The organism is Asticcacaulis biprosthecium C19 (assembly GCF_000204015.1).
In the GTDB taxonomy this organism is placed as follows: Bacteria; Pseudomonadota; Alphaproteobacteria; order Caulobacterales; family Caulobacteraceae; genus Asticcacaulis; species Asticcacaulis biprosthecius.
On the sequence record NZ_GL883077.1, the window covers coordinates 616,538 to 640,174 of the forward strand.

Sequence of the window (23,637 nt, forward strand, 5' to 3'; positions counted from 1 at the left end):
GATCGCCTTCGTTGCACTCGGCTCTCGTCCTCTCCCCGTGAACGGGGAGAGGTAAGAAACGCTAATCCCTCAAGACCTTAACTGCCAGTAGCCCGCGTCAGTACCACCGGCGTTTTTTCGCCCGCGACATTCATCGATGTGCCGCGCCAGGTGCCGTTGGCGTCCTGACGCAGATGCAGGATGATCGGCGACTTGGCCTGACCGACGAAATAGTTCACCTCCAGGTCACGCCCGATCAGTGTGGCGTCCGAGACGAAGCCCGATGCGTTCAGGCCGTAGCCACCGGCAGACGAGCGCCAGGCGCCTTCGATATCGTTGCCGGAATGGCGCAGTTCCAGGCTGATCAGTTTGCGGCCATCGCTGGTCGAGACCTGCCAGGCCCCTTCCATATGGCCGCCGCGGGAGGCGGAGGCTTGCTGCAGGCGTGAATCGTAGCGTGCCTCGGACTCGCTGCGCGGCGCTTCATAGTCGCGGCGGTAGTCGTTGACGGTGACGGGTTCCTGCGCGATGAGCGCGGCGGACATCAGAAATACAGACAACACTTTGGGTTACTCGCACAACAGGTTTTGACTGGTTATGAAAGGTGTCACGGGCTCCGCCGTTACCGTAACACTATGACCTCAACACGCGGGTCTTAAGATTTCTTTCACCCGATAAGGGAACAACGCAAATCAGGCGAAATTAGGATTCAATGGGAATCCCGAGGTCACCACCGCGTGATCGCCGCGTTACGTCGCAGGCGGGATGAAATCCCTTGTGCGACATAATGCTTTGTTGACACTACGGTTGCAGCGTCTAAAAGACCCGCAGTACCGTAAGGCTTTTTTGCGGCAATGCCACTGCCGTTTGCGTTCAGGATGAAGGTCCGGTTCATGTCGGAAAAGACGTTACCTCCCCGCCCCCTACCCCCGCGTCCCCAATCTCCGCGGCCCATGTCGCCGCACCTTCAGATCTGGCGATTTCATTTCACAATGTTCAGCTCGATCATGCACCGCATCACCGGTTCCGCCGCGGTTGGCGGCGTTGTGCTGATCGCCGCCTGGTTGGTCTGTCTCGCGCTGGGGCGTGAAACCTACACGGTCTTCTTGCAGTATGCCTCGACCCCGCTTGGCCTTCTGGTCTGGTTCGGCCTCAGCCTGGCTGGTTTCGTTCACCTCGGCGGCGGCCTGCGCCATCTGATCTGGGATACCGGCGCTTCGTTCGAACTCAAGAAGGCCAACGCGCTGACCGCCTGGACATTTGCACTTGGCATTATCCTGACCCTCGCCTTCTGGGCGGTTCTGTTCGCTACCGGAAAGGTGTCGCTGTGAGCCACGATCCGATCAACCGCTCGGCCCAATCCTGGAAAAAATCCGAGAAGCATGGTGCCGGCGAATGGCTGGCCGAGCGCTTCACCTCGATCGCGCTGATCCCGCTGACCCTTTGGGCGGCATATGCGGCCTTCACCATTGCCGGCACAGGCTATGACGGTGCCCTGGCGTTCGTTGCCAAGCCGTTCAATATCCTTGCCATTGCCGCCACCATGTTGATCACGGCCTGGCACATGTATATGGGCGTGAAGGTTATTATCGACGACTATATTGGCAAGCCCGGAACCCGTGGCTTTCTTCTTTTCCTTACCTTTGTCCTGAGTGCGGCCGTGGTCGTAGCCACCGGCGTGGCGCTCTGGCTCGTGTACCAGGGGGCGTAAATGACCAAGTCCTACAACATCATCGAACACGAATACGATGTCGTCGTCGTCGGCGCCGGTGGTTCGGGCCTGCGCGCCGCGCTCGGCGCCGGCCAGGCCGGTCTGAAAACGGCCTGCATCACCAAGGTCTTCCCGACCCGTTCGCACACCGTCGCCGCCCAGGGTGGCGTCGCCGCCAGCCTCGGCAATATGGGCGAGGACAAGTGGCAGTGGCACATGTACGACACCGTCAAGGGGTCGGACTGGCTGGGTGATCAGGACGCCATCGAATACCTGGTCCGCAATGCGCCGCAGGCTGTCTATGAGCTGGAGCACTGGGGTGTGCCGTTCTCGCGCACCGAGGACGGCAAGATCTATCAACGTCCCTTCGGCGGCATGACGCGTAACTTCGGCGAAGGCCCGGTGCAACGCACCTGCGCCGCTGCCGACCGTACCGGCCATGCCATGCTGCACACCCTGTACGGCCAGTCGGTGCGCAACAATGTCGAATTCTTCATCGAATATTTCGCGCTCGACCTGATCATGGATGGCGATGTCTGCCGCGGCCTCACCACCTGGCAACTCGATACCGGCGACATTCACGTCTTCCGCGCCCACCTCGTCATCCTGGCCACCGGCGGTTATGGCCGCGCCTATTTCTCGGCGACCTCGGCTCACACCTGCACCGGCGACGGCAATGCCATGGTGCTGCGCGCCGGCCTGCCGTTGCAGGACATGGAGTTCGTGCAATTCCATCCTACCGGCATCTACGGTTCCGGCTGCCTGATTACCGAGGGCGCGCGCGGTGAAGGCGGCTACCTGACCAATTCGGCCGGGGAACGCTTCATGGAACGCTACGCCCCGTCGGCCAAGGACCTGGCATCGCGCGACGTTGTTTCGCGCTCCATGACCATGGAAATCCGCGAAGGCCGCGGCGTCGGTCCGAAGAAAGATCATATCCACCTGCACCTGGACCACCTGCCGCCGGAAATCCTGCACAAGCGCCTGCCGGGCATTTCGGAAAGCGCCAAGATCTTCGCCGGCGTCGACGTGACCAAGGAGCCGATCCCGGTTATCCCGACCGTTCACTACAATATGGGCGGCATCCCGACCAACTACCACGGCGAAGTCCTGACCAAGAAGGGCGCCGACGCCGATACGGTCGTTCCGGGCTTGATGGCGGTGGGTGAAGCTGCTTGCGTTTCGGTGCATGGCGCCAATCGCCTCGGCTCCAATTCGCTGATCGACCTGGTTGTCTTCGGACGTGCTGCCGGCCTGCGCGCCAAGGAACTGGTCAAGCCGAACACGCCGCACGTCGATCTGCCGGCTTCGAAGGTGCAGTCGCACCTCGACCGCCTGGAAAAATTCCGCACCGCCTCCGGCGGCACGCCGACCGCTGTGTTGCGCGACCGTATGCAACACGCCATGCAGGAGGACGCCGCCGTCTTCCGCACCGGCGAGACCTTGGAACAGGGTTCCAAGCGGATGACCGGCATCTTCCAGGCATCCAGCGATATCGGCATCAAGGACCGCGGCCTGATCTGGAACACCGACCTGGTTGAGGCTCTGGAATACGACAACCTCATCTCGCAGGCCGTGGTTACCGTCGACAGCGCACTGAACCGCAAGGAATCGCGTGGCGCCCACGCCCGTGAGGACTTCCCGAACCGCAATGACGACGAGTGGATGAAGCACACCCTGACCTGGATCGATCTCACGTCGGGCACCACCAACATCGATTATCGTCCGGTGCATACCTACACCATGACCAACGACATCGCGTATATCGCCCCCAAGGCACGGGTCTACTAAGATGGTTGAGCTTACCCTTCCGAAAAACTCCCAGGTCAAACAGGGCAAGCGTTACAAGGCCGCGAAGCGGACCAAGACGACGCGCACCTACAGGATCTACCGCTTCGACCCGGACACCGGCGAGAACCCGCGCTGGGACACCTATGAGGTCGACTCGGCCGATCACGGTCCGATGCTGCTGGACAGCCTGATCCACATCAAGAACAGCATCGACTCGACCCTGGCGTTCCGCCGCTCGTGCCGCGAAGGTATCTGCGGTTCCTGCGCCATGAACATTGGCGGTCGCAACACCCTGGCCTGCATCAAGGGTCACGATGAGTTCTCCGGCGAGATCACCATCGCGCCGCTGCCGCACATGCCGGTGGTCAAGGACCTGGTGCCCGACCTGACCGGCTTCTACAACCAGTATGCCTCGATCGAGCCCTTCCTGCAGACCAAGACGCCCGATCCCGAAAAGGAACGGCTGCAGACGCCGAAGAACCGTGACAAGCTGGACGGCCTGTACGAATGCATCCTGTGCGCCTGCTGCTCGACCTCGTGCCCCAGCTACTGGTGGAATCAGGACAAGTATCTCGGCCCGGCAGCCCTGCTGCAGGCCTATCGCTGGATCGCCGATTCACGCGATGAGAACCGCAAGGAACGACTGGAAGCGCTGGAAGATCCGTTCAAGCTCTACCGTTGCCATACCATCATGAACTGCGCCCAGGTCTGTCCCAAGGGGCTGAACCCGGCCAAGGCCATCGCAGAGATCAAGAAACTCATGCCCGCGAAGGGGTAACCATGTCCGATACCGGCCTGATAGGCTCCATCCTGGCGAAAATTGCCGGCCGCGTGGCGCCGCCCGCGGCACCCACCAAGGATGACCTGACCCTGCTGGCCGAGCGCCACGGCACCGACAAGGCCGCCGGCCACAGCTATACCCAGCACTATCACCGCCACTTCGCCGAGTTGCGCGACCGGCCGGTCAATGTGCTGGAAATCGGCATCGGCGGCGATTTCGACGAGCAGGCCGGCGGCAACTCGCTGCGCATGTGGCAGGATTACTTCCCCAAGGGCCAGATCGCCGGGCTGGACCTGATCCCCAAGCCCAATGTCAAGGGCGAGCGCATCCGCACCTATCAGGGCTCCCAGGCCGACCCGATCATCCTGGCCCAGATCCTGACCGACCTGAAGGGCGCCAAGTTCGACATCATCATCGATGACGGCAGCCACCGGTCGGAACATGTCATCGGCACCTTTTACATGCTGTTCCAGCACCTGGCCGACGACGGCTGGTACGTTATCGAGGACATGCAGACCAGCTACTGGACGCCCTATGGCGGCGGCTTGACCCAGGTCGATACCCACCAGGCCTCCATGCCCTTCTTCAAGAGCCTGGTCGACGGCCTGAACTGGCAGGAAATGCACCGCCCGGGCTATCAGCCCAACTATTTCGACATGAACATTGTCGGCATGCATTTCTACCACAATCTTCTGTTCATCAAGAAGGGCCGCAACACCGAGGGCAGCAACGTCGTCACCAACAACGTCTTCCCGAACCTTTAAGCCGGCGCAGCAACTCCCGAGACCATGGCCAAGATCACCTATATTGAACATACCGGCAAGGCTTACGTCATCGACGTAAAGCCCGGCCAGAGCGTCATGGAAGGCGCCGTCAAGAACAATATCCCGGGTATTGACGCCGATTGCGGCGGCGCGTGCGCCTGTGCCACCTGCCATGTCTATGTCGATCCGGCGTGGAGCGAACGCACCGGCGCCGCGTCCGTCATGGAGGAGTCGATGTTGGACTTCGCTAACGACCTGCAACCCACATCGCGCCTGTCGTGCCAGATCATCGTCTCGGACGTTCTGGACGGACTGGTCGTCCGCATGCCGGAAAACCAGCATTGACCGTTGCGATCATCGCCATTGCCCGCAATGAAGGGCGCTTCCTGACCGAATGGCTTGCCTATCACCTGAGGCTGGGTTTCGACCGCATCATCGTCTACGACAACGAAAGCGACGATGACAGCGCCCGTATCCTCGATACCCTTTCCGAGGAATATCCGATCCAGCGCATCCCGTGGCTGTCCGAACCTGGCCTGTCGCCCCAGATCGCCGCCTACAATCATGCTTTGGTCCATGACGGCAAGGATTTCGACTGGGTCGCCTTCATCGACTGCGACGAATTCGTCGTTCTGCACGAAGACGGCGACATCAATGACTTCCTGGCGCGCTACGACGACACGATCAGCGCGGTGACCCTGAACTGGCTGACCTTCGGTTCCTCCGGCCGCAAGACCGCCGACTACGAACTGGTGACCGACACCTTCATGACGGGGCCGCACAAGGGCTTCAGCAACAACCTGCACGTCAAGACCTTCGCCCGGCCGCAGCAGATCGAGCGGATGTGGATCCACCATGCCGACCTTCGCGACGGCCGGCAGGTCCATGCCAGCGGAAAGCCTGCCGCTATGAGCGAGTTCAAGGGCGTCACCGACGTCATCGACCATGGCATCGCGCACCTGAACCATTACCAGGTCAAGTCGCGTGAGGACTGGGATCGCAAGATAGCCCGTGGCCGCGCCGGCGCCATGAGCGACGATCCCGCCCGCGTCCGCACCGATGGTGAAGAGATCTGGGAGAAGATCGACCGCCCGATGGAGCGCTACGAGCATATGGAGGCGCGTATGCCACTGTTCGTGCCGTTGTATGAACAGTTTCGGCGCATCCTCAGCCAAAATTAGAGCGCAACTGCACACGGGGGATCGCTTGAACCTGCACCAACTTGCTGCCAGCTTCTATCCGCGGCCCATGGCGGTCAATTTCCAGGAACGCCTGCGCAGTTCGCTGGGCGCCGCCCTGGGCATCGCTTTCACCGCCATCATCAGCCTGCTGATCGCGCGGTTTTTCAACCTGTCGCCCTGGTTGGTCGCGCCGCTTGGTGCCTCGGCGGTGCTCATCTATGCCGTGCCGTCCAGCCCCCTGGCCCAGCCGTGGTCTGTGGTCGGCGGCAATACGGTGTCGGCCCTTGCCGGCCTGATCGTCGGTAACCTGATTCCCGACCCGGCCCTGGGCGCAGGCCTTGGGGTGGGCCTGGCCATTGGCGCCATGTTCACGCTGCGCTGCCTGCATCCGCCGGGCGGCGCCATGGCGCTTTTGGTGGTCCTAACGGGCGCCAAGGCGTTCGAATTCGCCGTGTTTCCGGCCCTGACCAATTCGCTGCTGCTCGTCGGTTTCGGCCTGCTCTATAACAACCTGACGCGCAAACCGTATCCTCATCCAGTTCTAGCGGCGCCGCGGGAGGCATCCGGCCTGCTGCGCATCACCCAGAACGACTTTGCCGAGGCCCTGGCCCAGCACAACGAGGTCCTGGCCATCGATACCGAAGAGCTGAACCAGCTTCTGCGGGCCAGTGAATTGATCGCCTACAAACGCATGGCCGGCGCCCTGACTTGCGGCGACATCATGACGCCCAAGCCGGTGATCGTGGTCTTCGGCACGCATCTGCGCGAAGCGTGGCAGGTTATGCAGGCGAACGACATCAAGGCTGTGCCGGTGGTCGACCGTGCGCATCGCGTCTTGGGCCTGTTGTCGCAGGAGGACTACCGCCGTGAGGCTGGGGTGCTGGAGCCCCAGGCGCCGGACAGAGGGTTGGCGCGGCTTCTGGAGCCCGTCCGCACGGTGCATACCGACAAGCCGGAGGCGGCGGGCCAGATCATGTCCCTGGTCTTTGCATCGGTTCAGGCCAGCGATCTGGTGGCGGAGGTGATGCCGCGTTTCTCGGAAGGCGACCATCTCCATGTACTGGTGCTGGATGACAAGAAGCGCCTGGTCGGCGTCATCAGCGCTTCCGACATGATGCGCGCCCTGTTCCACAAGGCGGCATAGACTATCTTTTTGAGGTACTATTTTAAATATTCAACTATGGATTCACATTCTCGTGAGCCGTGGTCAAGTTCACCCTTCATTAATCCATGGTTGATTCGTTTTCGCCTGAAGAACGGCGTTATAGCGCTCCGCAAGACTAAGATTTCGCTGAATTCGACGAATCACGCCACGTCGGCGACCGTTGTGCTGCTCTTAGGGCCGTCCTTCACCGCTGCCGGCACAGGCTTGACCGCGACAGGCGTTTCCCGGCCGACCAGGTTCTGCTTGGGCAGACGGATCTTGAAGCTGGCGCCTTCGTTCGGCTCGCTTTCCAGCGTGATCCAGCCGCCGTGCAGCTCCACCAGAGCCTTGACCAGCGCCAGACCCAAGCCCGGGCCGCCGCGTTCACGGCCGATATAGCGGTCGAAGATGTGCGCCTGGACGTGATAGGGGATGCCGCGGCCGGAATAGGCAACTTCCAGCAGCAGGTTGTCGCCGTCCTTGCTGGCATTCAGGCTCACGGACCCGGCAGCCGTCGCATTGCGCACGGCATGACCCAGCAGGTGGTCCAGGCATTGCCCCAACCGCCGGCCGTCGACATGGACCAGGCCGCTTTCGCGCACGCCGGTGTAGTCGAAATGCACGCTCTTGGACTTGAAGGCGTCGGCCTGGCGGGCCGCCGCTTCGGCAACGATATCAAGCAGGCGGATATCGGCGGTTGAAACCGACATTTCGCCGGCGTCGATCTGGGCCATGTCCAGCACATCATCGATCGACCGCGCCAGTTCCTGGGCTGCTGTCTGGATCGAGTCGAGATAGGCCTTCTGCTTGGTGTCGTGGCCGATATTTTGGGCGTGCAGCAGGTCGGCGTAACCGACGATGGTGGTCAGTGGCGTGCGCAGTTCATATGAGACATTGGCGACGAATTCGCGCTTCAGCCGCACCGATTCGTTCAAGGCCTCGTCGCGGTCCTCGATTGCCTTTTCCAGCGACCGCGTGGCGGTGATGTCGGAGAAAACGACCAGGGTCGCGCCGTCGGGCAGGGGCTGGGTACGCCATTGCGCCAGACGGCTGTCGGACAGCTTGATCTCGCCCTGTTGCGGTGCGCGGGCCAGAGGATCGGTGTCGGTCACCCGCGCCTTCAGCTCAGCCCAGAAGCCGCGGTCATGGACCAGGGGCAGGCACAGTTCGGCGATATGGGCGAAGTCCATCACCGCGGCGATGTCGTCGCTGCGCAGATGCCAGAACTTGTCGAAAGCCTGGTTGCGCAAACGCAGGCGGCCGTCGCTGCCATAGACCGATACGGCTTCGTTGAGTTGGTCGAGGGTCGATTTCTGAACCTGGATCAGGGCGTTGAACTGGGCTTTCAGCTTCAATTCACCGGTCTTGTCCGAGAACAGGATCAGCAGTCCGCCGAGCGGATGCGGCTGACGCACGACACGCAATGACCGGCCGTCGGGCAGGCTCCACATCTCGTCGTCGGCCGTATGGGTCAGACCGAAGAATTCGGATTCACGTCCCTTGAAACCGGCATAGTCGCTGGTCTCCGGCAGGCGGCGCTTCTGGCGCAGACGGTCAAGCCATTCGGCGTGGGTCGGGCGTTCGGCTAGCCACGCCGGCTCCAATTCCCATAGCTTCTCAAAGGCACGGTTGTGGAAGGTCAGTTGACGCTCCGGGCCGAAGATGGCGACGGCGTCTTCCAGGCTGTCCAGGGTCTCGTCATGGGCCTTGGCGTGGCGCTTCAACGCCTCGCGGCTGTCTTCGGCCTCGGTGACGTCGACGGCATAGGCGCAGGTATAGGCGTCGTTCAACGGTTCGGCGATGACCTGGAAGGCGCGGCGCTGGCCGCTGATGGTCAGCCAGCGGAAGCCTTCGCGACGGGCGCGCGACTCGGTGGCGTCGCTGACCAGGGCGTCGGCGCTGCGGTCCAGTGTGGCACCGTCGCGCAGGGCCTGTTCCAGGTCCTGAACCTCGGCTGCCCTCAGCCAGGCTTCGTTGGCCCACACCATGCGGCCGTCGCGGGCGCAGATCCAGCAGGGCGCCGGCAGGTGTTCGGCCATCTGGGCAAAGGGGCCCGACGACAGGGATTGTTTGGCGCCGGCAATGGCCAGGCGGATCCAGGCGGTGGCGCCCGAGGCCTTGCCGTCGATGACAAGGGTCAGGCCGGCCGGCTTGGCGGAAATCAGTCCCGGAATATTGTCGGCAAAGACTTCGAACCGGCAGGTCTTGCCCTCGGCGATCAGGGCCTTCAGGCCCTTGGAGGCGTCCATCGATGTCTTGCCCAGGGCTTCGACAACCAGGGGCGCGCGTTCGGCATCGTTGGTGGTGCGCACGCCCAGCGCTTCGGCGCAGGCCTTCAGCGTATCATCGCCCCAGACCAGGCGGACAGCGTCACCTTCGACGGCCAGGAAGGCTTCATCGAACGCCGACGTCGCGGCGTCGAGTTCGCTCAGCATGGTTTCCTTGACGAAGAGGTCGCCCTTGAGCAGGTCGCGCGCCTTGGCCAGCGTGGATCGCGTACGCCAAGCCAGATAGGTGGTTGACAGGGCCAGCGCCATGGCGCCGGCGGCAGCGGTGTAGGCGATGGAAGTTAAGGCCATGCGGGGCTTTCCGTACGAATCACTGGTACTCTACTCTACATTAAGACGATTCGCCCAAATTATGAAAATGCCGTTAACCATAGTTACGCCAAAGTTACGAAACCGTTCAGGCGATGAGGATATTGCCGGTGGCCAGGACATGGGGACTGTTGCCTAATAAGGCGAACTGGACGGTCGAACAGGCCGAGCCGGCTGCTGTCGTAAATGGTGCGGTCGTCGCAGATGGTATTGGCGTCCGGGGCTGCGTCGGGCACCTTTACGACACATGCGCGCACTGGCTTCGACTTCAGCGAGGGTGCGTGGTGATTTTACCTCGTCTGCGGTTTATGAAATTGCCATACCTGTGCGTTAGGTTTATGAGGCTTGGATCAAAACGTGAACAATCATGTCGATGACTGCCTACCCCGTTGCCAGAGACGCCCATGAGGCCTTAGCTCAGCTGAAGCAGAGCCAGGCGAAGCGCGCCATCCGCGAGAAAGAGGCCGAGCTGGCCGCCGATGCCCGGGTCGCCTTCGTCACCCAGTCGTTGGGGCCGGTGTATGAAGACGAGGCGGAGGCCCTGAACATCTATACCGGTCTGGTCGAGGACCACCGGCCGGGGCACATCTTCCTGCCGCCGGTCGAGGACCGGTTCTGCAAGCTGACCTGCCGGATAAAGGACGCACCGGTGCGGCGCGCCAAACCGGCCCAGCCGGTGTTCAGTGAGGGCGCGCGCTGGCCGAAGGCCTCGGCACCGCTGGAGACGGTATGGCAGTTGTCGATCAGCTACTGGAAAATTCTCGACGCGGTGCCGGCGTCGCGGCCGGGGCCCGCGGGCAACCCTAAGGACCTGCGCAAACGGGCACGTAAGGGTCATCTGACGCCGGACGAGATGCTGAGCCTGATGGACAGCCCACTGACCTCACCGCGGCCACAAAAGGCGCTGGATTTCGGTTTGTTCGATTTTATCCCGCCGGACAATCCGGGGATCGTGATAGCCGACGAATAGTTACGCCAGGACGGGCCAGCGTTCGGCCACGCGCTCGACCACGCGGGACACAAAGGCCACCAGTTCGGCGCCCATGTCCGGCGAGAAACCATCGAAATCCGACGATCCGAACGCTACCAGGCCCGGCCTGCCTTCACGCCACAGGGCAATCCGCAGAACGGCCGCCGACTTGATGCGCTTGGTGTCGTCATCGAACAGCACGCGGCAGACGGCGTCGGGTCCCAACAGGCTCAGGCCGGTCTCGCCGACAATATAGTCGACGCCGCCGTAATCCAGCGTCTTCCAGCCCAGCGGCACGGGTGCGATATCTTCCAGAGCAATCGTCGCGGCGATCAGACCGAAGCGGTTGCGCGATTCTTCGTTCAGCCGGCGCGCCAGGTCGGCATGGTTGCGCGCTTCCATCAGCGACAGGGCCAGGCCGTGGGTCTGGTTCTGGGCGTCGAAATTGGCCTTGGCGGTCATTTCGAGCTGGCGGCGGACATCAAAATCCTTCAGCGCCCGCGCTTCCAGCCGCGACAGGGCGGCCGGACCGAAGTCGATCAGGTGGCGCGACCTGGGCTGCAGGCCCAGAGCGTCCAGCAGGGCGGGATCACGCGCGATCTGATCGGCATGCTTGACAAGGTGGCGGCGCAGGGCCTGCCAGTCGTCGAGATCGTGCGAGGTTAATTCGCTGTCGGTGGTCATGGGCCGCACCTTAAGGCCAGACCCGCACTCTGTGAAGCGCATTTCCCCCTGTGTTTGTGACAAACCGTGCGTTTTCGTGTTAGGGGATTGTGGATGACTCCCGTTACCGAATACTTGGCCGATTCCCGCGAAAAATTAACTTTAACGGCTAAGGTTGTTGTGCTTGCGCCCGTGCCGGAAGCCCTCGACTACGCCGTCCCGGACGGCATGGACATTGCCATAGGCGACCATGTCGTGGTGCCGCTGGGTCACGCCAAGGTGCGCGGCCTGGTGATTGGATTGATTCGCGAAGCGATCGATTTTCCCCTGAAACCGATCCTGTCGAAGCCCGACGATCCGCCGGTGCCGGAAAATTCGCTGCACTTCTGGCTGTGGGCGGCCAACTGGACGGTTACCCCGCCCGGCACCTTTCTCAATGGCTGCCTGCGCGCCCTGAAGGTGGCTCGCGCCCAGGTTCGGCTGGGCTATGTCCGGACCGGCATCGAACCGGCGCGAATCACCAAGGCGCGGGAACGGGTGATCGAAACCGCCATCCTGCCCATGGGGCTTGGGGAACTGGCCCTGGCGGCCGGGGTGTCGGAAGGCGTGGTCACGGGCCTGGCCAAGGAAGGCGTGCTGGAAAAGGTCGCCCTGCCATTTGACGACCGCATCCCGCAACCCGACCCGGATTTCGCCCCGGCACGCCTGAACCCGTCGCAGTCGGCGGCGCATCAACTCCTGCAGATGGAGATGGCCAAGGGCTTTGCGCCCGTGCTCCTGGACGGCGTGACAGGGTCGGGCAAGACCGAGGTCTATCTCGAAAGCGTCGCCGATGTGCTGCGCGCCGATCCGGCGGCCCAGGTGTTGATCCTGCTGCCGGAAATCGCCCTGACCCAGGCCGTGCTGGGCCGCCTGAAGGCGCGCTTCGGCGTCGAGGTGGCGCAGTGGCACGCCAATATCGGCAACAGTTCGCGGCGCCGTATCTGGGAAGGTGTGGCGACGGGTAAAATCCGGCTGGTCGTTGGCGCGCGTTCGGCCCTGTTCCTGCCCTATGTGCGGCTGGGACTGATCGTCATCGATGAGGAGCACGACAGTTCCTACAAGCAGGAGGAGGGCGTGCGCTATCACGCCCGCGACCTGGCGGTGTTCCGGGCGCGGATGGACGGCGCCATGGTGGTCATGGCCTCGGCGACGCCGTCGCTGGAGACCCTGACCAATGCCGAAAAGGAACGCTACACCTGGATCCGGCTGGAAAAGCGGCACGGCACGGCTGTTTTGCCCGATATCGAACTGATCGACATGAAGGCCCATGCGCCTGGCAAGGGCCAAAAAAACGAACAGATGTGGCTGTCGGATATCCTGGTCGCCGAGGTCTGGGAGACCCTGAAACGGCGCGAACAGGTTTTGTTGTTCCTGAACCGGCGGGGCTATGCGCCGCTGGTGCTGTGCAAGGCGTGCGGTGAGAAGATGTCGGCGCCCAATACCGATTCGTGGCTGGTCGAACATCGGTCGTCGGGGCGGCTGGTCTGTCACCTGACCGGGTTTTCGATGCGCAAGCCCAAGATCTGCCCGCATTGCAAGGCGGTCGACAGCCTGGTGTCAGTGGGCCCTGGCGTCGAGCGCATCCTGGAAGAGGTCCAGTCGCGCTTTCCCGATGCGCGGGCGGAGGTGTTTTCATCGGACACCGTACCGGATGCTGCGTCTTCGGCAGCCCTGATTCGGCGCATCGAGGACCACGACATCGACATCGTTATCGCCACCCAAGCCGCGGCCAAGGGCCACAACTTTCCGAATCTGACCCTGGTCGGGATTGTCGATGCCGACCTTGGCCTGAAGGGTGGCGACCTGCGCGCCGCCGAACGGACCTTTCAACTCTTGCAGCAGGCAACCGGCCGCGCCGGCCGCAGCGTCAAACCGGGAAAGGCTTTGTTGCAGACCTATACGCCGGAACACCCGGTGATGCAGGCTCTGGCGCATCAGGATCGCGAAGCCTTCTACGCCTATGAGGGCATGTCGCGCGAGATGGCCGGCTTCCCGCCCTACGGCCGTTTGGCGGCGCTGATCCTCCAGGCCAAGGATCAGAAGCTGCTGGACCGGTTCTCGCGGGAACTAGCGCTGTTTATTCCCAACACGGACGGTATCGATGTCTATGGGCCGGCCGATGCGCCCCTGGCCCTGGTGCGTGGGCAATGGCGCAAGCGCTTCCTGGTGCGGGCCGATCGCAACCGCGATCTCCAGGGGTTCGTCAATCACTGGCTGGCGGCGATCAAGCGACCCAATGCCATCCGGCTGATCGTGGATATCGAGCCGTACAGTTTCCTGTAGCCGCATGGCCTTTTTATATCTGGCGGATTTAGGATAGCGCCATGACGGACGTGATCATTATCGGGGCGGGCATTTCCGGCCTCAGTGCGGCCCTGGCGCTGAAGGCGCGCGGGCTGAGCTACACGATTCTGGAAGCCAGCGGAGAGATCGGTGGCCGGGCGCAGACGCGCAGGCTGCCCTCGGGCGTACCGGCCGATCTGGGGCCGCACTGGCTGCATGGCGAAGACAGCGAGTTGGGCGATCTGATTCGCGCCTATGGTTTGCCGGGCCACAGGGATGCCAGTGAGGCCATGCGGATCTATGAATTTGGCCAGCGGGTTGAACGCGGCGACGACTGGCCCGATGGAGCGGTCGATCCGGACACGGCGAAAGCGGTCGCCAGCGGCGAATCGCAGGATGTGCCCCTTTCCGGCCTGGGTAAGGACGAGGAAGGCCGCAAATGGCTGCGTCGGTTCGGCCAGGGCTGGAACGGTCTGGAGCCGCCGGCGGAACCGTCGGCCTACGAATTCCTGACCGATGAAAGCGAGCCCGGTGGGTTGCAACTGGATGGCGGTATGGCAGCCCTGGTGGCACGTATGGCCGAAGAGGTCGGACGCGAGTCTATCCGGCTGGATACACCGGTGGCGCAGGTGCGGTCGGTCGGTGGCAGGGTCGAGGTCGATGGTATGGCGGCCGGCCGGGCTGTAGTGACGGTGGGCCTGGGCGTGTTGAACAGCGGCGGGATCGGTTTTGATCCTGAGGTCCAGTCGGTGATCGCGACGGCGACGCAAGGGTTGGTGGTCAGCCGTATGAACAAGATCATTCTGGAACTGGATCCAGGTTTTTTGTCCGACCGCCACATTCCGGAGGACCTCGGCGTGCTGATGGTCGATTCCCGAGCGCATTACTGCCATGTTCGCGGCGGTGGTCTGCCTCTGCTGACCCTGTTCGCCACCGGTGACGCGGCGGGGGTCGTTGAGGGGTTCTCGCATGTCGAGGCGCTGCATTATGTCGCGGAGGTGGTGAAGGCGGTGCCGGAGCTGCACGATCTGAAAAAGTATGTCGTCGCCGAGCCGATCGTCACGCGATGGCTGGCCAATCCATGGACCCAAGGGGCCTATTCGGCCTTGATGCCGGGCTATCGCCGGCATGCGCCGTGGTGGACTGGCCGGGTGGGGATTTGCGGCGACAGTTTTGACGATCGCTTCCCGGCGTCTTTGGCCGGGGCGTTCCGGTCGGGAAAGCGGTTGATCGACGCACTGCCTTGAGTTATCGAGGGTCTATCAGTTTCAGGGATAGTGAGTCATGACGCGGGTTGTCACGGTTTTCGGTGGTTCGGGCTTTTTGGGCAAGCAGGTCGTGCGTTTGCTGGCGCGGTCGAACTGGCGGGTGCGGGTGGCGGTGCGTCACCTGGCGATGGCCTATGACGTCAAGCCGATGGGCGATGTCGGGCAGATCCAGGTGGTCCGTTGCGACGTCCGACGCGACTCGGAGATTGAGGCCGCTTTGAAGGGCGCCGATGCCTGTGTGAACCTGGTTGGCCTTTTGTATGAGACCCTGTCGGCGAAGTTCGACGCTGTGCATCGTCATGCGGCCACGAAGATGGCGCAGATCTGTGCCGCGAAGGGGATCAAGGATTTCGTGCAGGTTTCAGCCCTGGGCGCCGATCCGAAATCGTCGTCGGCCTATGCGTCAAGCAAGGGCTGGGCGGAAGACGGTGTGCGCAAGGCGATCCCGACCGCAGTGATCATACGTCCGAGCATAATCTTCGGCCAAGGCGACGGCTTCTTTACGATGCTGGCCGCCCAGTTGAAGCTGTTCCCTGTCATTCCGGCCTTCGGTGGTGCGGAAAACAAGTTCCAGCCGGTCTATGTCGGTGACGTGGCTGGGGCGGTGGCGAAGACCCTGGGGAATGCCAGCGCTTATGGCAAGGTGTATGAGCTGGGCGGGCCGGAAGTGTTCGCCTTCAAGGATTTGATCGCCTATGTCGGAAAAGAAATCCAGCAGCCGCGACCTTTGGTTTGGGCGCCGTTCTTTGTGGCGCGGATGATCGGGTTGGCGGGGGATGTCCAAGCCGGCGTGCACGGCATGCTGTCGGTGGTGCCGGCGCCATTGCTGACGACGGACCAGGTCCTGTTGCTGCAAAAGGACAATGTCGTGCCGAAGGGCGCTCTGGGTCTGAAGGATCTGGGGATTGCGGCCACCGCGGTGGAGTCCATTGCGCCGACCTATCTGTGGCGGTTCCGGAAGAATGGGCAGTTTGCCATCGCGGCTTAAACTTATGGGGTTTGGGGCCTGCGGCCCCAAGTCTTTCCCTTCATTAAAAAGCCTCGCCCCTCAAAAGGGCGAGGTTTTTTAATGAAAAGAAGGATTTGTGGGGGTGAGAAGCGCGGATTTGCCGCATGGCCGGCAAATCTGATGAAATCGACCCAGTGGGTCGATTTCCGCTACGAACGCCCATAGCCATGCGGCGGGCGACCCCACACCCCATAAATTAGAAGCCCATCTGCAACAGCACCAGTCCCACGACACCGACACAGATCCGCCAGACGGCAAACACGCCATATCCATGCCGGCTGACATAGGCGAGCAGCGCCTTGACCACCAGCACGGCCGTGACAAAGGCCGCCGTGAACCCCACAACGATCAACCACATATCGCTGAAATCCATCTGCTTGTAAGTCTTGAACACATCATAGGCGAAGGCGCCGGCCATGGTCGGCATGGCCAGGAAGAACGAAAACTCCGCCGCCGCCTTTTTGTCGACCTTGCACAACATCGCCCCGATCAGCGTCGATCCCGACCGCGACATGCCCGGTATCATCGCCAGGCACTGGAACAGGCCGATGATCAGCGACGTCTTCCAGTCCAGCACCATGGCGTCGTCATGCACCGGCTTGGGCGCCCATTTGTCGACCGCCCACAGCAACACCCCGCCGACGATCAGGCTGATGCAAATCAGCTGGGGCGACTCAAACAGCACCGTTTTGATGAAGTCATGCAGCAGCACCCCCAGCACCATGGCCGGCAAAAACGCAACCAGTACCGAAATGACAAACCCGCGCGACCTCGGCTCGGTCGGCAAGGTCACCACCACGCCCCACAACCGCTGGAAATACAGCGTCAACAGCGCCAGGACGGCGCCCAGCTGAATCAGGACCTCGAAGGTCTTGCCCGTGGTCTCGAATTTTAGAAAATGCGTCAGCAGCAACAGGTGCCCTGTCGACGATACGGGGAGGAACTCCGTCAGGCCCTCCACCACGCCCAACAATACAGCAATCAGATAGTCCATAAGCGACCCTTGGAATTGTGTGACGGCCGTGATGTTCGCAAGGGGCCCCCTCCGTCTCGACGCGTTTCGCCCATAGAGGGGCTCACTTGCTCGCCACCTCCCCATTGCAGAAATGGGGAGGAGAAGGAGAATAAGCTGTTGCTTGCCTCTCCTCCCCATCTTGATCGGGAGGTGGCGAACAAGCGAAAGCGGAAGGCTCTAGCGCGTCGAGACAGAGGGGGCCTCTTAAGGCCGCTGGTATAAAGCGGCTCTTAGAGTATTTCGCGCCGGACCGTAATGGTCTTAATCCACGATCTGCGGATGTGGCCCGATATACCGGAGCCGCGCCTTAGGCGAACTGCCGGCCTGCATCTGCTCGATGGCATGGGCCAGCCAGCCGGCGCTGCGACCGATGCCGTACAGAGTTACCGGTGCTTCCCGCGGCAGGTCCAGATGCCGGCCGATCAGAGCGAGAGCCAGAGACATACCGGCGGGCTGACCGGTCAGGTCCTCACCCACCCGCAACACCGTTTTCAGGTCCTCGCCAAGCTGCGGCGCCGCATCGATCAAAGCCTTGGCGCGCAAAGGTTCCGACGGCGAGTAGTCCCGCTCGAAACCTGGTAGTTCCAGGCCGCGTTCCAGCAGCGACTTGGCCAGGGCCAGCGGATTACCCGTCCGGCGCACCTGGGTGACATAGCTCTCCGCCCGCGAAATGCGCCCGCCCAGCTTCGGCGAGGTCATGGTGCCGAAACCGGCGATCAGAGGGATGGCCAGGGGGCCCATGGTGGCCGCCGAAACGCGCACCGCCAGAGTAGCTTCGTCCAGGCTGGTATCGGCCGACAGCACCAGGGCGCGGCGCAGCAGGTCGGTGTCCTTATTGTCGTAAACCTTCCATGCCCGTGCCAGGCGCTGGTGGAAAAACAGACGCGGTCCGCCATTGGTCACGGCATCGACCATCTCATTCAGCAGGCTGGCGGCTTCGTTGCCGAGATCGCGTTCCGGCTGGATCTCGGTCATCGCCTCTTCTTCTAGGCGACGGCTCAGCATGGACAGGACCCGCGTGCGCGGGCCGCCCGGGAAGTTGACGTCCGGACGCGGCTTCAGCGGCCCGAACGGATTAGGGTGGCGGCTTTGCCACAACAGCGCCGCTACGGTCTCGAAGTTCTCGGTCGCGGCCAAGGAGATGCAGTCGCGGCCGCGATAATAGTGCCGACCCTCAACCGTGATCGAAATCTCGGTGTCGATCGCCGCCTCGCCACGCGTGATGGTGCCGCCGGTCAGGCCGGGCGGCAGGGCGTCATAGGCCGGCGCTGGGCCGGTCGGGCCGGGACGCAACGGCACACGGCCAGGCGCGCGGCGCGACAGACGCTCGATATCGTCAAGGGCGTAAAGACTTTTTCGCGGATGGGCCGGATCGCTCTTGGCCGCGATTCTCTGGCGGCTGACATAGGCATAGAGGGTTTGAGGCTTAACCTCTAGACGCTTCAGGGCTTCAGCCCGGCTGATCCAAACACGTGACATGTACGCAACCCAAATTAACTTTTTTGACGCCCCACCTATTTCCAAAAGTGGGACCACTTTTGGACGGAAGGCGTATAATCAAGAATTGATTCGATTCTGATCATATACCGTTCGTAAAAAGAATCCATCATGGATTCATCACTTGTTAACAGTTTTGCCTTGCACGATGATGTGACTGCGAATTGTCCGGGTAGAGCCTAAAATGGCCATGATGTCCAAAGCCGAATCGATGCCCGATCAGAAGATTCGCCTGGCTGGCGCCCTGCCGGTCGACCTTGCCTGCCTGCGAGTAGGGCTGAAGGGGTTTGCCCTGAGTCTCCCGGGTTGCATGGCCATACCGACCTCACGGGTCCATTCGGCCGTTCTGATGTTGGAAGCTGCCCACATGCTTTTGCGGGCAGCGCAAAAGCGTATGCTTGAGGCATTGCCGAATGCTGATATCATCATCCACCCGGATCCGCGCGGCGCGAACACACCGCAGGGCGGCGTTTTTGCCTTAGGGCCGGTCAAAGGACACGCATGATCAGTTATTCCCGTCAGCTCTATCACTTTGCTTTCGACCCCCATTCGCGGATCGCCCGCCTCGGGCTGGGCGAAAAGAAGCTGGCCTTCGAAGATGTACCGGTCAAATACTGGCAGCCCGACGATACCATTCTGCGCATGAACCCGTCCGGCCTGCTGCCGATTCTGATCGAGACCCCGACCGGCGATACCGGCGGCAAGACGCGCCGGCTGTGTGAAAGCCGCGCTGTGCTGGAGCATCTGGAAGAAGCCTACCCCGAGATCCGGCTGTGGCCGGAGGATCTGAATGAACGCGGCGAGGCCCGGCGCCTGGTCGGCTGGTTCGAGCGCAAGTTCGACTATGAAGTCAACGCCCTCCTGCTGCATGAGAAGATGGAGAAGCGGTTGATGGGCGGTGGAGCGCCGGACATTGCCGCCATGCGCGCCGGCCGTGACGCGCTTAAGGACCATCTGCGTTATTTCGAGAGCCTGCTGCTGCATCGCAACTGGCTGGCGGGTCAGGTCATGTCCTATGCCGATTTCGCCTGCGCGGCGCAGTTGTCGATCCTGGACTATTTCGATGAAATCAACTGGTCGCGGTATCCGTCTTTGAAAACTTGGTACATGGCGATCAAGAGCCGTCCCGCTTTCCGGCCCTTGCTGAACGACAAGCTGCCCGGCATGGCGCCATCGGCCCATTATCAGGAATTGGACTTTTAGTCGCGCCATGATCGATCTGGCGCAGGCCATCCGTCAGGAAGCGCAGAGTCTCGGTTTTGCCGCCGCGCGATTCGCTGCCTTGCCCGATGTCTGGGACGCTGCCGACCGGCTGAGCGCGTTTGTCGCAGCAGGCTATCACGGCGACATGGCCTGGATGGAAGAAACCCTCGACCGCCGTCGCCATCCTCGCAACATGTGGCCCGATGCCCAATCGGCTCTGGTTCTGGCTTATAATTACGGCCCCGATAGCAACCCACTCGAGCTGCTGGCCGAACCTGAAACCGCCAATATCAGCGTCTATGCCCGTGGCGACGACTATCACGACCTGATCAAGAAGAAGCTCAAGCAACTGGCGACCTGGATCGTGAACCAGACCGGCTGCGAACTGAAGGTCTTCGTCGACACGGCGCCCCTCATGGAAAAGCCTCTGGCGCAACTGGCCGGACTCGGTTGGCAGGGCAAGCACACCAACCTGGTGTCGCGCGACCTGGGCTCGTGGTTCTTTTTGGGGGTCATCCTATTCGACTGCGTGTTTGAGGCCGGCCAGCCCGAGCGCGATCATTGCGGTTCGTGCCAGGCGTGTTTGACGGCGTGTCCGACCGATGCCTTTACAGGGCCCTACCAACTGGATGCCCGGCGCTGCCTGTCCTACCTGACGATTGAATTCCGTGGCGCGTGGCCGGAGTCCTTCCGTCACGCCATGGGCAACCGCATCTATGGCTGCGATGACTGCCTGGCGGCCTGTCCGTGGAACAAATTCGCCACAGCCGCGGCCGATATCAAACTCCAGACCCGGCAAGGTTTTGATAAGCTTTTGCTGACAGACTTGGCGGGACTGGATGATACCGCCTTTCGTGCATTGTTCAGCAAGGCACCGATCAAGCGCATCGGACGTACGTCATTTCTCAGAAACGTGCAGTATGCCCTCGGTAATGCGGTGAAATCTTCGAAAAACCCGGAACTACTTGTGGCCATACATCGGGGTTTAACCGATCGCGAGCCGGTCATACGCGGCGCGGCGGTTTGGGCGCTGAATCAGACCGGCGACGCAGATGCCATAGAGCAAGCCTCTGAACTTTATCGTGATTCGGAAGCCGACGAAGCGGTAAAACGGGCGTGGGAGGGCCGGTATGACTGATGTCACTCTGATCACTCTGAGCTACAACTCTGGCATTCACACGCAAAAATGTCTGGAAGCCCTCGGCCGGCTGGGCGGCAATCCGGTCATCGTTCATGCCGACAATGGCTCGACCGATAGCGATCTGGATGCCTTGGCCGGCGAGTTTCCCCAGGTCCGCCAGATTCGCAACACGCAGAACCTCGGGTTCGCGAAAGGTATGAACCAGGCGGCGGCGACCGCGACGACGGAATGGATCGGTTTCATCAACCCTGACGCCTTTGTCGATCGCGATTGGTTGAGGGCGATGCAAAGTGCCATCGACGCGCATCCGCAGGTCAGCATCTTCACGGCGTTACAGGTCGATGCCGAGCGGCCCGAGGTGATGGACGGTGCGGGGGATTCCGTGACCTTCTTTGGGTTTCCCTATCGCTCGGGCTTTGGTCATCCGATTGCGCCGATGGAACTGGCGGAGGTCTTCGCGCCGTGCGGTGCCGCCATGCTGATCCGGCGCGAGCTGTTCGAACGGCTGGGCGGGTTCGACGAGCGCTTCTTCTGCTATTGCGAGGACGCCGATCTGGGGTTCCGGGCGCGGCTTGCTGGAGAGATCACTGTGTTCGTTTCTGACGCGAAGGTGGCCCATATCGGATCGGCCTCGACGTCGGTGCGGTCGGATTTCGCGCTCTATCACGGCTATCGCAACCGGTTGTGGCTTTATGTCAAATCCATGCCGCTTGTTCTGTTGGTCGTGACCCTGCCCGTGCATCTTGGTCTTACCCTGGTGGGGGCCATCAAGGACACGCTCAAAGGTAAGGCGGGTATTGTCTGGACGGCGATTTTCGACGCCCTGGGCGGCATGGTACCAATTCTTCGCAGCCGCAACAAAATTCAGCGTGAGCGGCGAATAACCGCTTTACGCCTGGCCAAAAGCTTGACATGGAACCCGCTGAAAATCGCCACCCGCGCGGTGGATCACCGGAGGTTGCCATGAACCCTGTTTTGGACGCACTTAGGACCCAGGCCTTTGTCGACGACACCGCCAAAATCGTCGATCAGTTCCGCAATGACCCTGACCGCCTGAGCCGGATGAGCCTGGAGGTCGCCGGCCTGTATATCGACGTGTCGAAGCAAAGCTGGACCAAGTCCAGTTTCGACCGCTCCATCGAGGTGTTCGAGCAGTCCGGTCTTAGCGAAGCGCGCGAAAAGATGTGGACCGGCCAGACGATCAATGTCTCCGAAGGCCGTGCCGTGCTGCACGTCGCCCTGCGCGATTCCGACGCCGAAAACCTGCGCCTGCGGGGCGCGGAGATCACCGCCGACGTCAAGACCGCCCGAGACGCCATGAAGGCCTATGCCGACGGTATCCGGTCGGGCGCCATTACGGGGTCTTCGGGTAAGGCGTTCAGGACCATCGTTCATATCGGCATCGGCGGTTCGGACCTGGGGCCGCGCCTGGTCTATCAGGCCCTGACGCCGTTGACGCCGCAGATCGACGTCCGCTTTGTCGCCAATGTCGACGGTTCGGAGCTGGCCCTGGCCCTGGCCGGGCTGGATCCGGCGGAGACGCTGGTGATTGCGGTCTCCAAGACCTTCACCACTCAGGAAACCCTTGCCAACTTCCTGGCGGCGCGGGAATGGCTGGTGGCGGCGCTTGGCGTCGAAGCGGCGCAGTCCCATATGGCCGCCGTCTCGGCCGCGCCGGACAAGACCGGCGCCTACGGCATCGCGGCCGATCGGGTGTTTGGCTTCAAGGACTGGGTCGGCGGGCGCTATTCACTGTGGTCGGCCGTGTCGCTGTCGCTGGTCATCGCGCTGGGTTATGAGGTTTATGAGCGTCTTTTGGCTGGCGCCCATGAGATGGACCAGCACTTCCTGACCGCGCCGTTCGATCGCAACGCCCCGGTCCTGCTGGCCGCGGCACAACTCTATAACCGCATTGGCCTGAACCGGCCGTCGCGCGCCGTCATTCCCTATGTTCACCGTCTGCGCCGGCTGGCGGCCTTCCTGCAGCAACTGGAGATGGAATCGAACGGCAAGCGGACGTCGCCGACCGGTGAGGTGTTGCCGACGGCGACCTGTCCGGTGGTGTTCGGCGATGAGGGCACCAATGCCCAGCACGCCTTCTTCCAGATGCTGCACCAGTCTGAAGACGTTGTGCCGCTGGAGCTGATCGCGGTCGAAAACAACGCCGAGGCGTCTGACGACATGCAGAAGAAGCTGTTGTCGAACGTCATCGCTCAGGGCGAGGCCTTCATGGTCGGCAAGTCTCTGGAGACGTCGGAAGCGGAGTGCCGTGCTTTGGGCTTCGATGCCGCCAAGACGGCCCAGATCGCGCCGCAGAAGGTGTGCCCGGGGAACAAGCCATCGACCCTGGTGTTGATCAACGAATTGACGCCGGAGACGCTGGGCGCGCTGCTGGCGCTGTATGAGCACAAGACCTTTGCCGAGGGCATCGTTCTGGGGCTGAACAGTTTCGACCAGTGGGGGGTTGAGCTGGGCAAGACCTTGGCCAGCGCCGTGTTGAAGGATTTTGCGGCGGAGGTGCCGGCTGAGCATGATCCGTCGACGGCGGCTTTGATTGCGCGGGTCAAGGGGTGATTTGGACCTGGGCGGCAGGAAACA

22 protein-coding genes are annotated in these 23,637 nt (G+C 62.0%); 17 read left to right on the plus strand and 5 right to left on the minus strand.

The window, feature by feature from the left end; genetic code table 11:
* Positions 1–77: 77 nt before the first annotated feature.
* Positions 78–524, minus strand: coding sequence for a hypothetical protein (locus ABI_RS03220; protein WP_040308530.1), 447 nt, complete (start codon positions 522–524; stop codon positions 78–80).
* A 408-nt stretch (positions 525–932) separates the two neighbouring features.
* On the opposite strand from ABI_RS03220, the gene sdhC reads away from it, so the two are divergent.
* From sdhC to ABI_RS03260, 8 genes are read left to right on the plus strand one after another with little or no spacing between them, the layout of a single operon-like run.
* Positions 933–1,310: a succinate dehydrogenase, cytochrome b556 subunit gene (gene sdhC / locus ABI_RS03225; protein WP_040308531.1), complete on the plus strand. Its 378-nt coding sequence runs from the start codon at positions 933–935 to the stop codon at positions 1,308–1,310.
* Entirely contained in the window at positions 1,307–1,690 is a 384-nt protein-coding gene (gene sdhD, locus ABI_RS03230) for a succinate dehydrogenase, hydrophobic membrane anchor protein (protein WP_006271398.1), read from the plus strand. The genes sdhC and sdhD overlap by 4 nt, the downstream gene beginning before the upstream one ends.
* A complete protein-coding gene (sdhA, locus tag ABI_RS03235) occupies positions 1,691–3,481 on the plus strand; it encodes a succinate dehydrogenase flavoprotein subunit (protein WP_006271399.1) in 1,791 nt (596 codons plus the stop codon).
* A gap of 1 nt (position 3,482) precedes the next feature.
* Positions 3,483–4,259, plus strand: coding sequence for a succinate dehydrogenase iron-sulfur subunit (locus ABI_RS03240; protein ID WP_006271400.1), 777 nt, complete (start codon positions 3,483–3,485; stop codon positions 4,257–4,259).
* Between the two features lie 2 nt (positions 4,260–4,261).
* Entirely contained in the window at positions 4,262–5,026 is a 765-nt protein-coding gene (locus ABI_RS03245; protein WP_006271401.1) for a class I SAM-dependent methyltransferase, read from the plus strand.
* A gap of 24 nt (positions 5,027–5,050) precedes the next feature.
* On the plus strand, positions 5,051–5,371 hold the full coding sequence (locus ABI_RS03250) for a 2Fe-2S iron-sulfur cluster-binding protein (RefSeq protein ID WP_006271402.1): 321 nt from the start codon (positions 5,051–5,053) through the stop codon (positions 5,369–5,371).
* Positions 5,368–6,207, plus strand: coding sequence for a glycosyltransferase family 2 protein (locus tag ABI_RS03255; protein WP_006271403.1), 840 nt, complete (start codon positions 5,368–5,370; stop codon positions 6,205–6,207). The genes ABI_RS03250 and ABI_RS03255 overlap by 4 nt, the downstream gene beginning before the upstream one ends.
* 25 nt (positions 6,208–6,232) lie before the next feature.
* On the plus strand, positions 6,233–7,351 hold the full coding sequence (locus ABI_RS03260; RefSeq protein ID WP_040308532.1) for an HPP family protein: 1,119 nt from the start codon (positions 6,233–6,235) through the stop codon (positions 7,349–7,351).
* Between the two features lie 161 nt (positions 7,352–7,512).
* Here ABI_RS03260 and ABI_RS03265 read toward each other — a convergent pair whose 3' ends face one another.
* Positions 7,513–9,930, minus strand: coding sequence for a PAS domain-containing sensor histidine kinase (locus tag ABI_RS03265; protein WP_006271405.1), 2,418 nt, complete (start codon positions 9,928–9,930; stop codon positions 7,513–7,515).
* A gap of 385 nt (positions 9,931–10,315) precedes the next feature.
* Here ABI_RS03265 and ABI_RS03270 point away from each other — a divergent pair, with 385 nt between their 5' ends.
* Positions 10,316–10,918, plus strand: a complete 603-nt coding sequence (locus tag ABI_RS03270) for a hypothetical protein (RefSeq protein ID WP_006271406.1) — start codon at positions 10,316–10,318, stop codon at positions 10,916–10,918.
* Here the strand turns inward: ABI_RS03270 and ABI_RS03275 are convergent, their stop codons facing one another.
* Positions 10,919–11,602 carry a DUF484 family protein gene (locus ABI_RS03275; RefSeq protein WP_006271407.1) on the minus strand — a complete coding sequence of 228 codons (684 nt, stop codon included), beginning with the start codon at positions 11,600–11,602 and terminating at the stop codon, positions 10,919–10,921.
* A 93-nt stretch (positions 11,603–11,695) separates the two neighbouring features.
* On the opposite strand from ABI_RS03275, the gene ABI_RS03280 reads away from it, so the two are divergent.
* The 3 genes from ABI_RS03280 to ABI_RS03295 are packed head-to-tail and all read left to right on the plus strand — an operon-like array spanning position 11,696 to position 16,162.
* Positions 11,696–13,906, plus strand: a complete 2,211-nt coding sequence (locus ABI_RS03280) for a primosomal protein N' (RefSeq protein ID WP_006271408.1) — start codon at positions 11,696–11,698, stop codon at positions 13,904–13,906.
* Positions 13,907–13,947: 41 nt separating this feature from the next.
* Complete coding sequence (locus tag ABI_RS23360) at positions 13,948–15,153, plus strand: flavin monoamine oxidase family protein (RefSeq protein ID WP_006271409.1); 1,206 nt, start codon at positions 13,948–13,950, stop codon at positions 15,151–15,153.
* Positions 15,154–15,190: 37 nt separating this feature from the next.
* Positions 15,191–16,162, plus strand: a complete 972-nt coding sequence (locus ABI_RS03295; protein WP_006271410.1) for a complex I NDUFA9 subunit family protein — start codon at positions 15,191–15,193, stop codon at positions 16,160–16,162.
* 217 nt (positions 16,163–16,379) lie between these two features.
* Here the strand turns inward: ABI_RS03295 and ABI_RS03300 are convergent, their stop codons facing one another.
* Complete coding sequence (locus tag ABI_RS03300; RefSeq protein ID WP_006271411.1) at positions 16,380–17,177, minus strand: undecaprenyl-diphosphate phosphatase; 798 nt, start codon at positions 17,175–17,177, stop codon at positions 16,380–16,382.
* Positions 17,178–17,459: 282 nt separating this feature from the next.
* Complete coding sequence (locus ABI_RS03305; protein ID WP_006271412.1) at positions 17,460–18,677, minus strand: citrate/2-methylcitrate synthase; 1,218 nt, start codon at positions 18,675–18,677, stop codon at positions 17,460–17,462.
* A 202-nt stretch (positions 18,678–18,879) separates the two neighbouring features.
* Between ABI_RS03305 and ABI_RS03310 the strand changes: the two genes are divergently transcribed.
* From ABI_RS03310 to pgi, 5 genes are read left to right on the plus strand one after another with little or no spacing between them, the layout of a single operon-like run.
* Complete coding sequence (locus ABI_RS03310; protein WP_006271413.1) at positions 18,880–19,200, plus strand: hypothetical protein; 321 nt, start codon at positions 18,880–18,882, stop codon at positions 19,198–19,200.
* Complete coding sequence (gene fzlA, locus ABI_RS03315; RefSeq protein ID WP_006271414.1) at positions 19,197–19,898, plus strand: FtsZ-binding protein FzlA; 702 nt, start codon at positions 19,197–19,199, stop codon at positions 19,896–19,898. Before ABI_RS03310 ends, fzlA begins: the two co-directional genes overlap by 4 nt.
* A 7-nt stretch (positions 19,899–19,905) precedes the next feature.
* Positions 19,906–21,036, plus strand: a complete 1,131-nt coding sequence (gene queG, locus ABI_RS03320; RefSeq protein WP_006271415.1) for a tRNA epoxyqueuosine(34) reductase QueG — start codon at positions 19,906–19,908, stop codon at positions 21,034–21,036.
* Positions 21,029–22,006, plus strand: coding sequence for a glycosyltransferase family 2 protein (locus tag ABI_RS03325; protein WP_006271416.1), 978 nt, complete (start codon positions 21,029–21,031; stop codon positions 22,004–22,006). The genes queG and ABI_RS03325 overlap by 8 nt, the downstream gene beginning before the upstream one ends.
* The gene (pgi, locus tag ABI_RS03330; protein WP_006271417.1) at positions 22,003–23,613 is read left to right on the plus strand and encodes a glucose-6-phosphate isomerase; all 1,611 of its coding nucleotides are present in this window, start codon (positions 22,003–22,005) and stop codon (positions 23,611–23,613) included. Before ABI_RS03325 ends, pgi begins: the two co-directional genes overlap by 4 nt.
* Positions 23,614–23,637 lie beyond the last annotated feature (24 nt).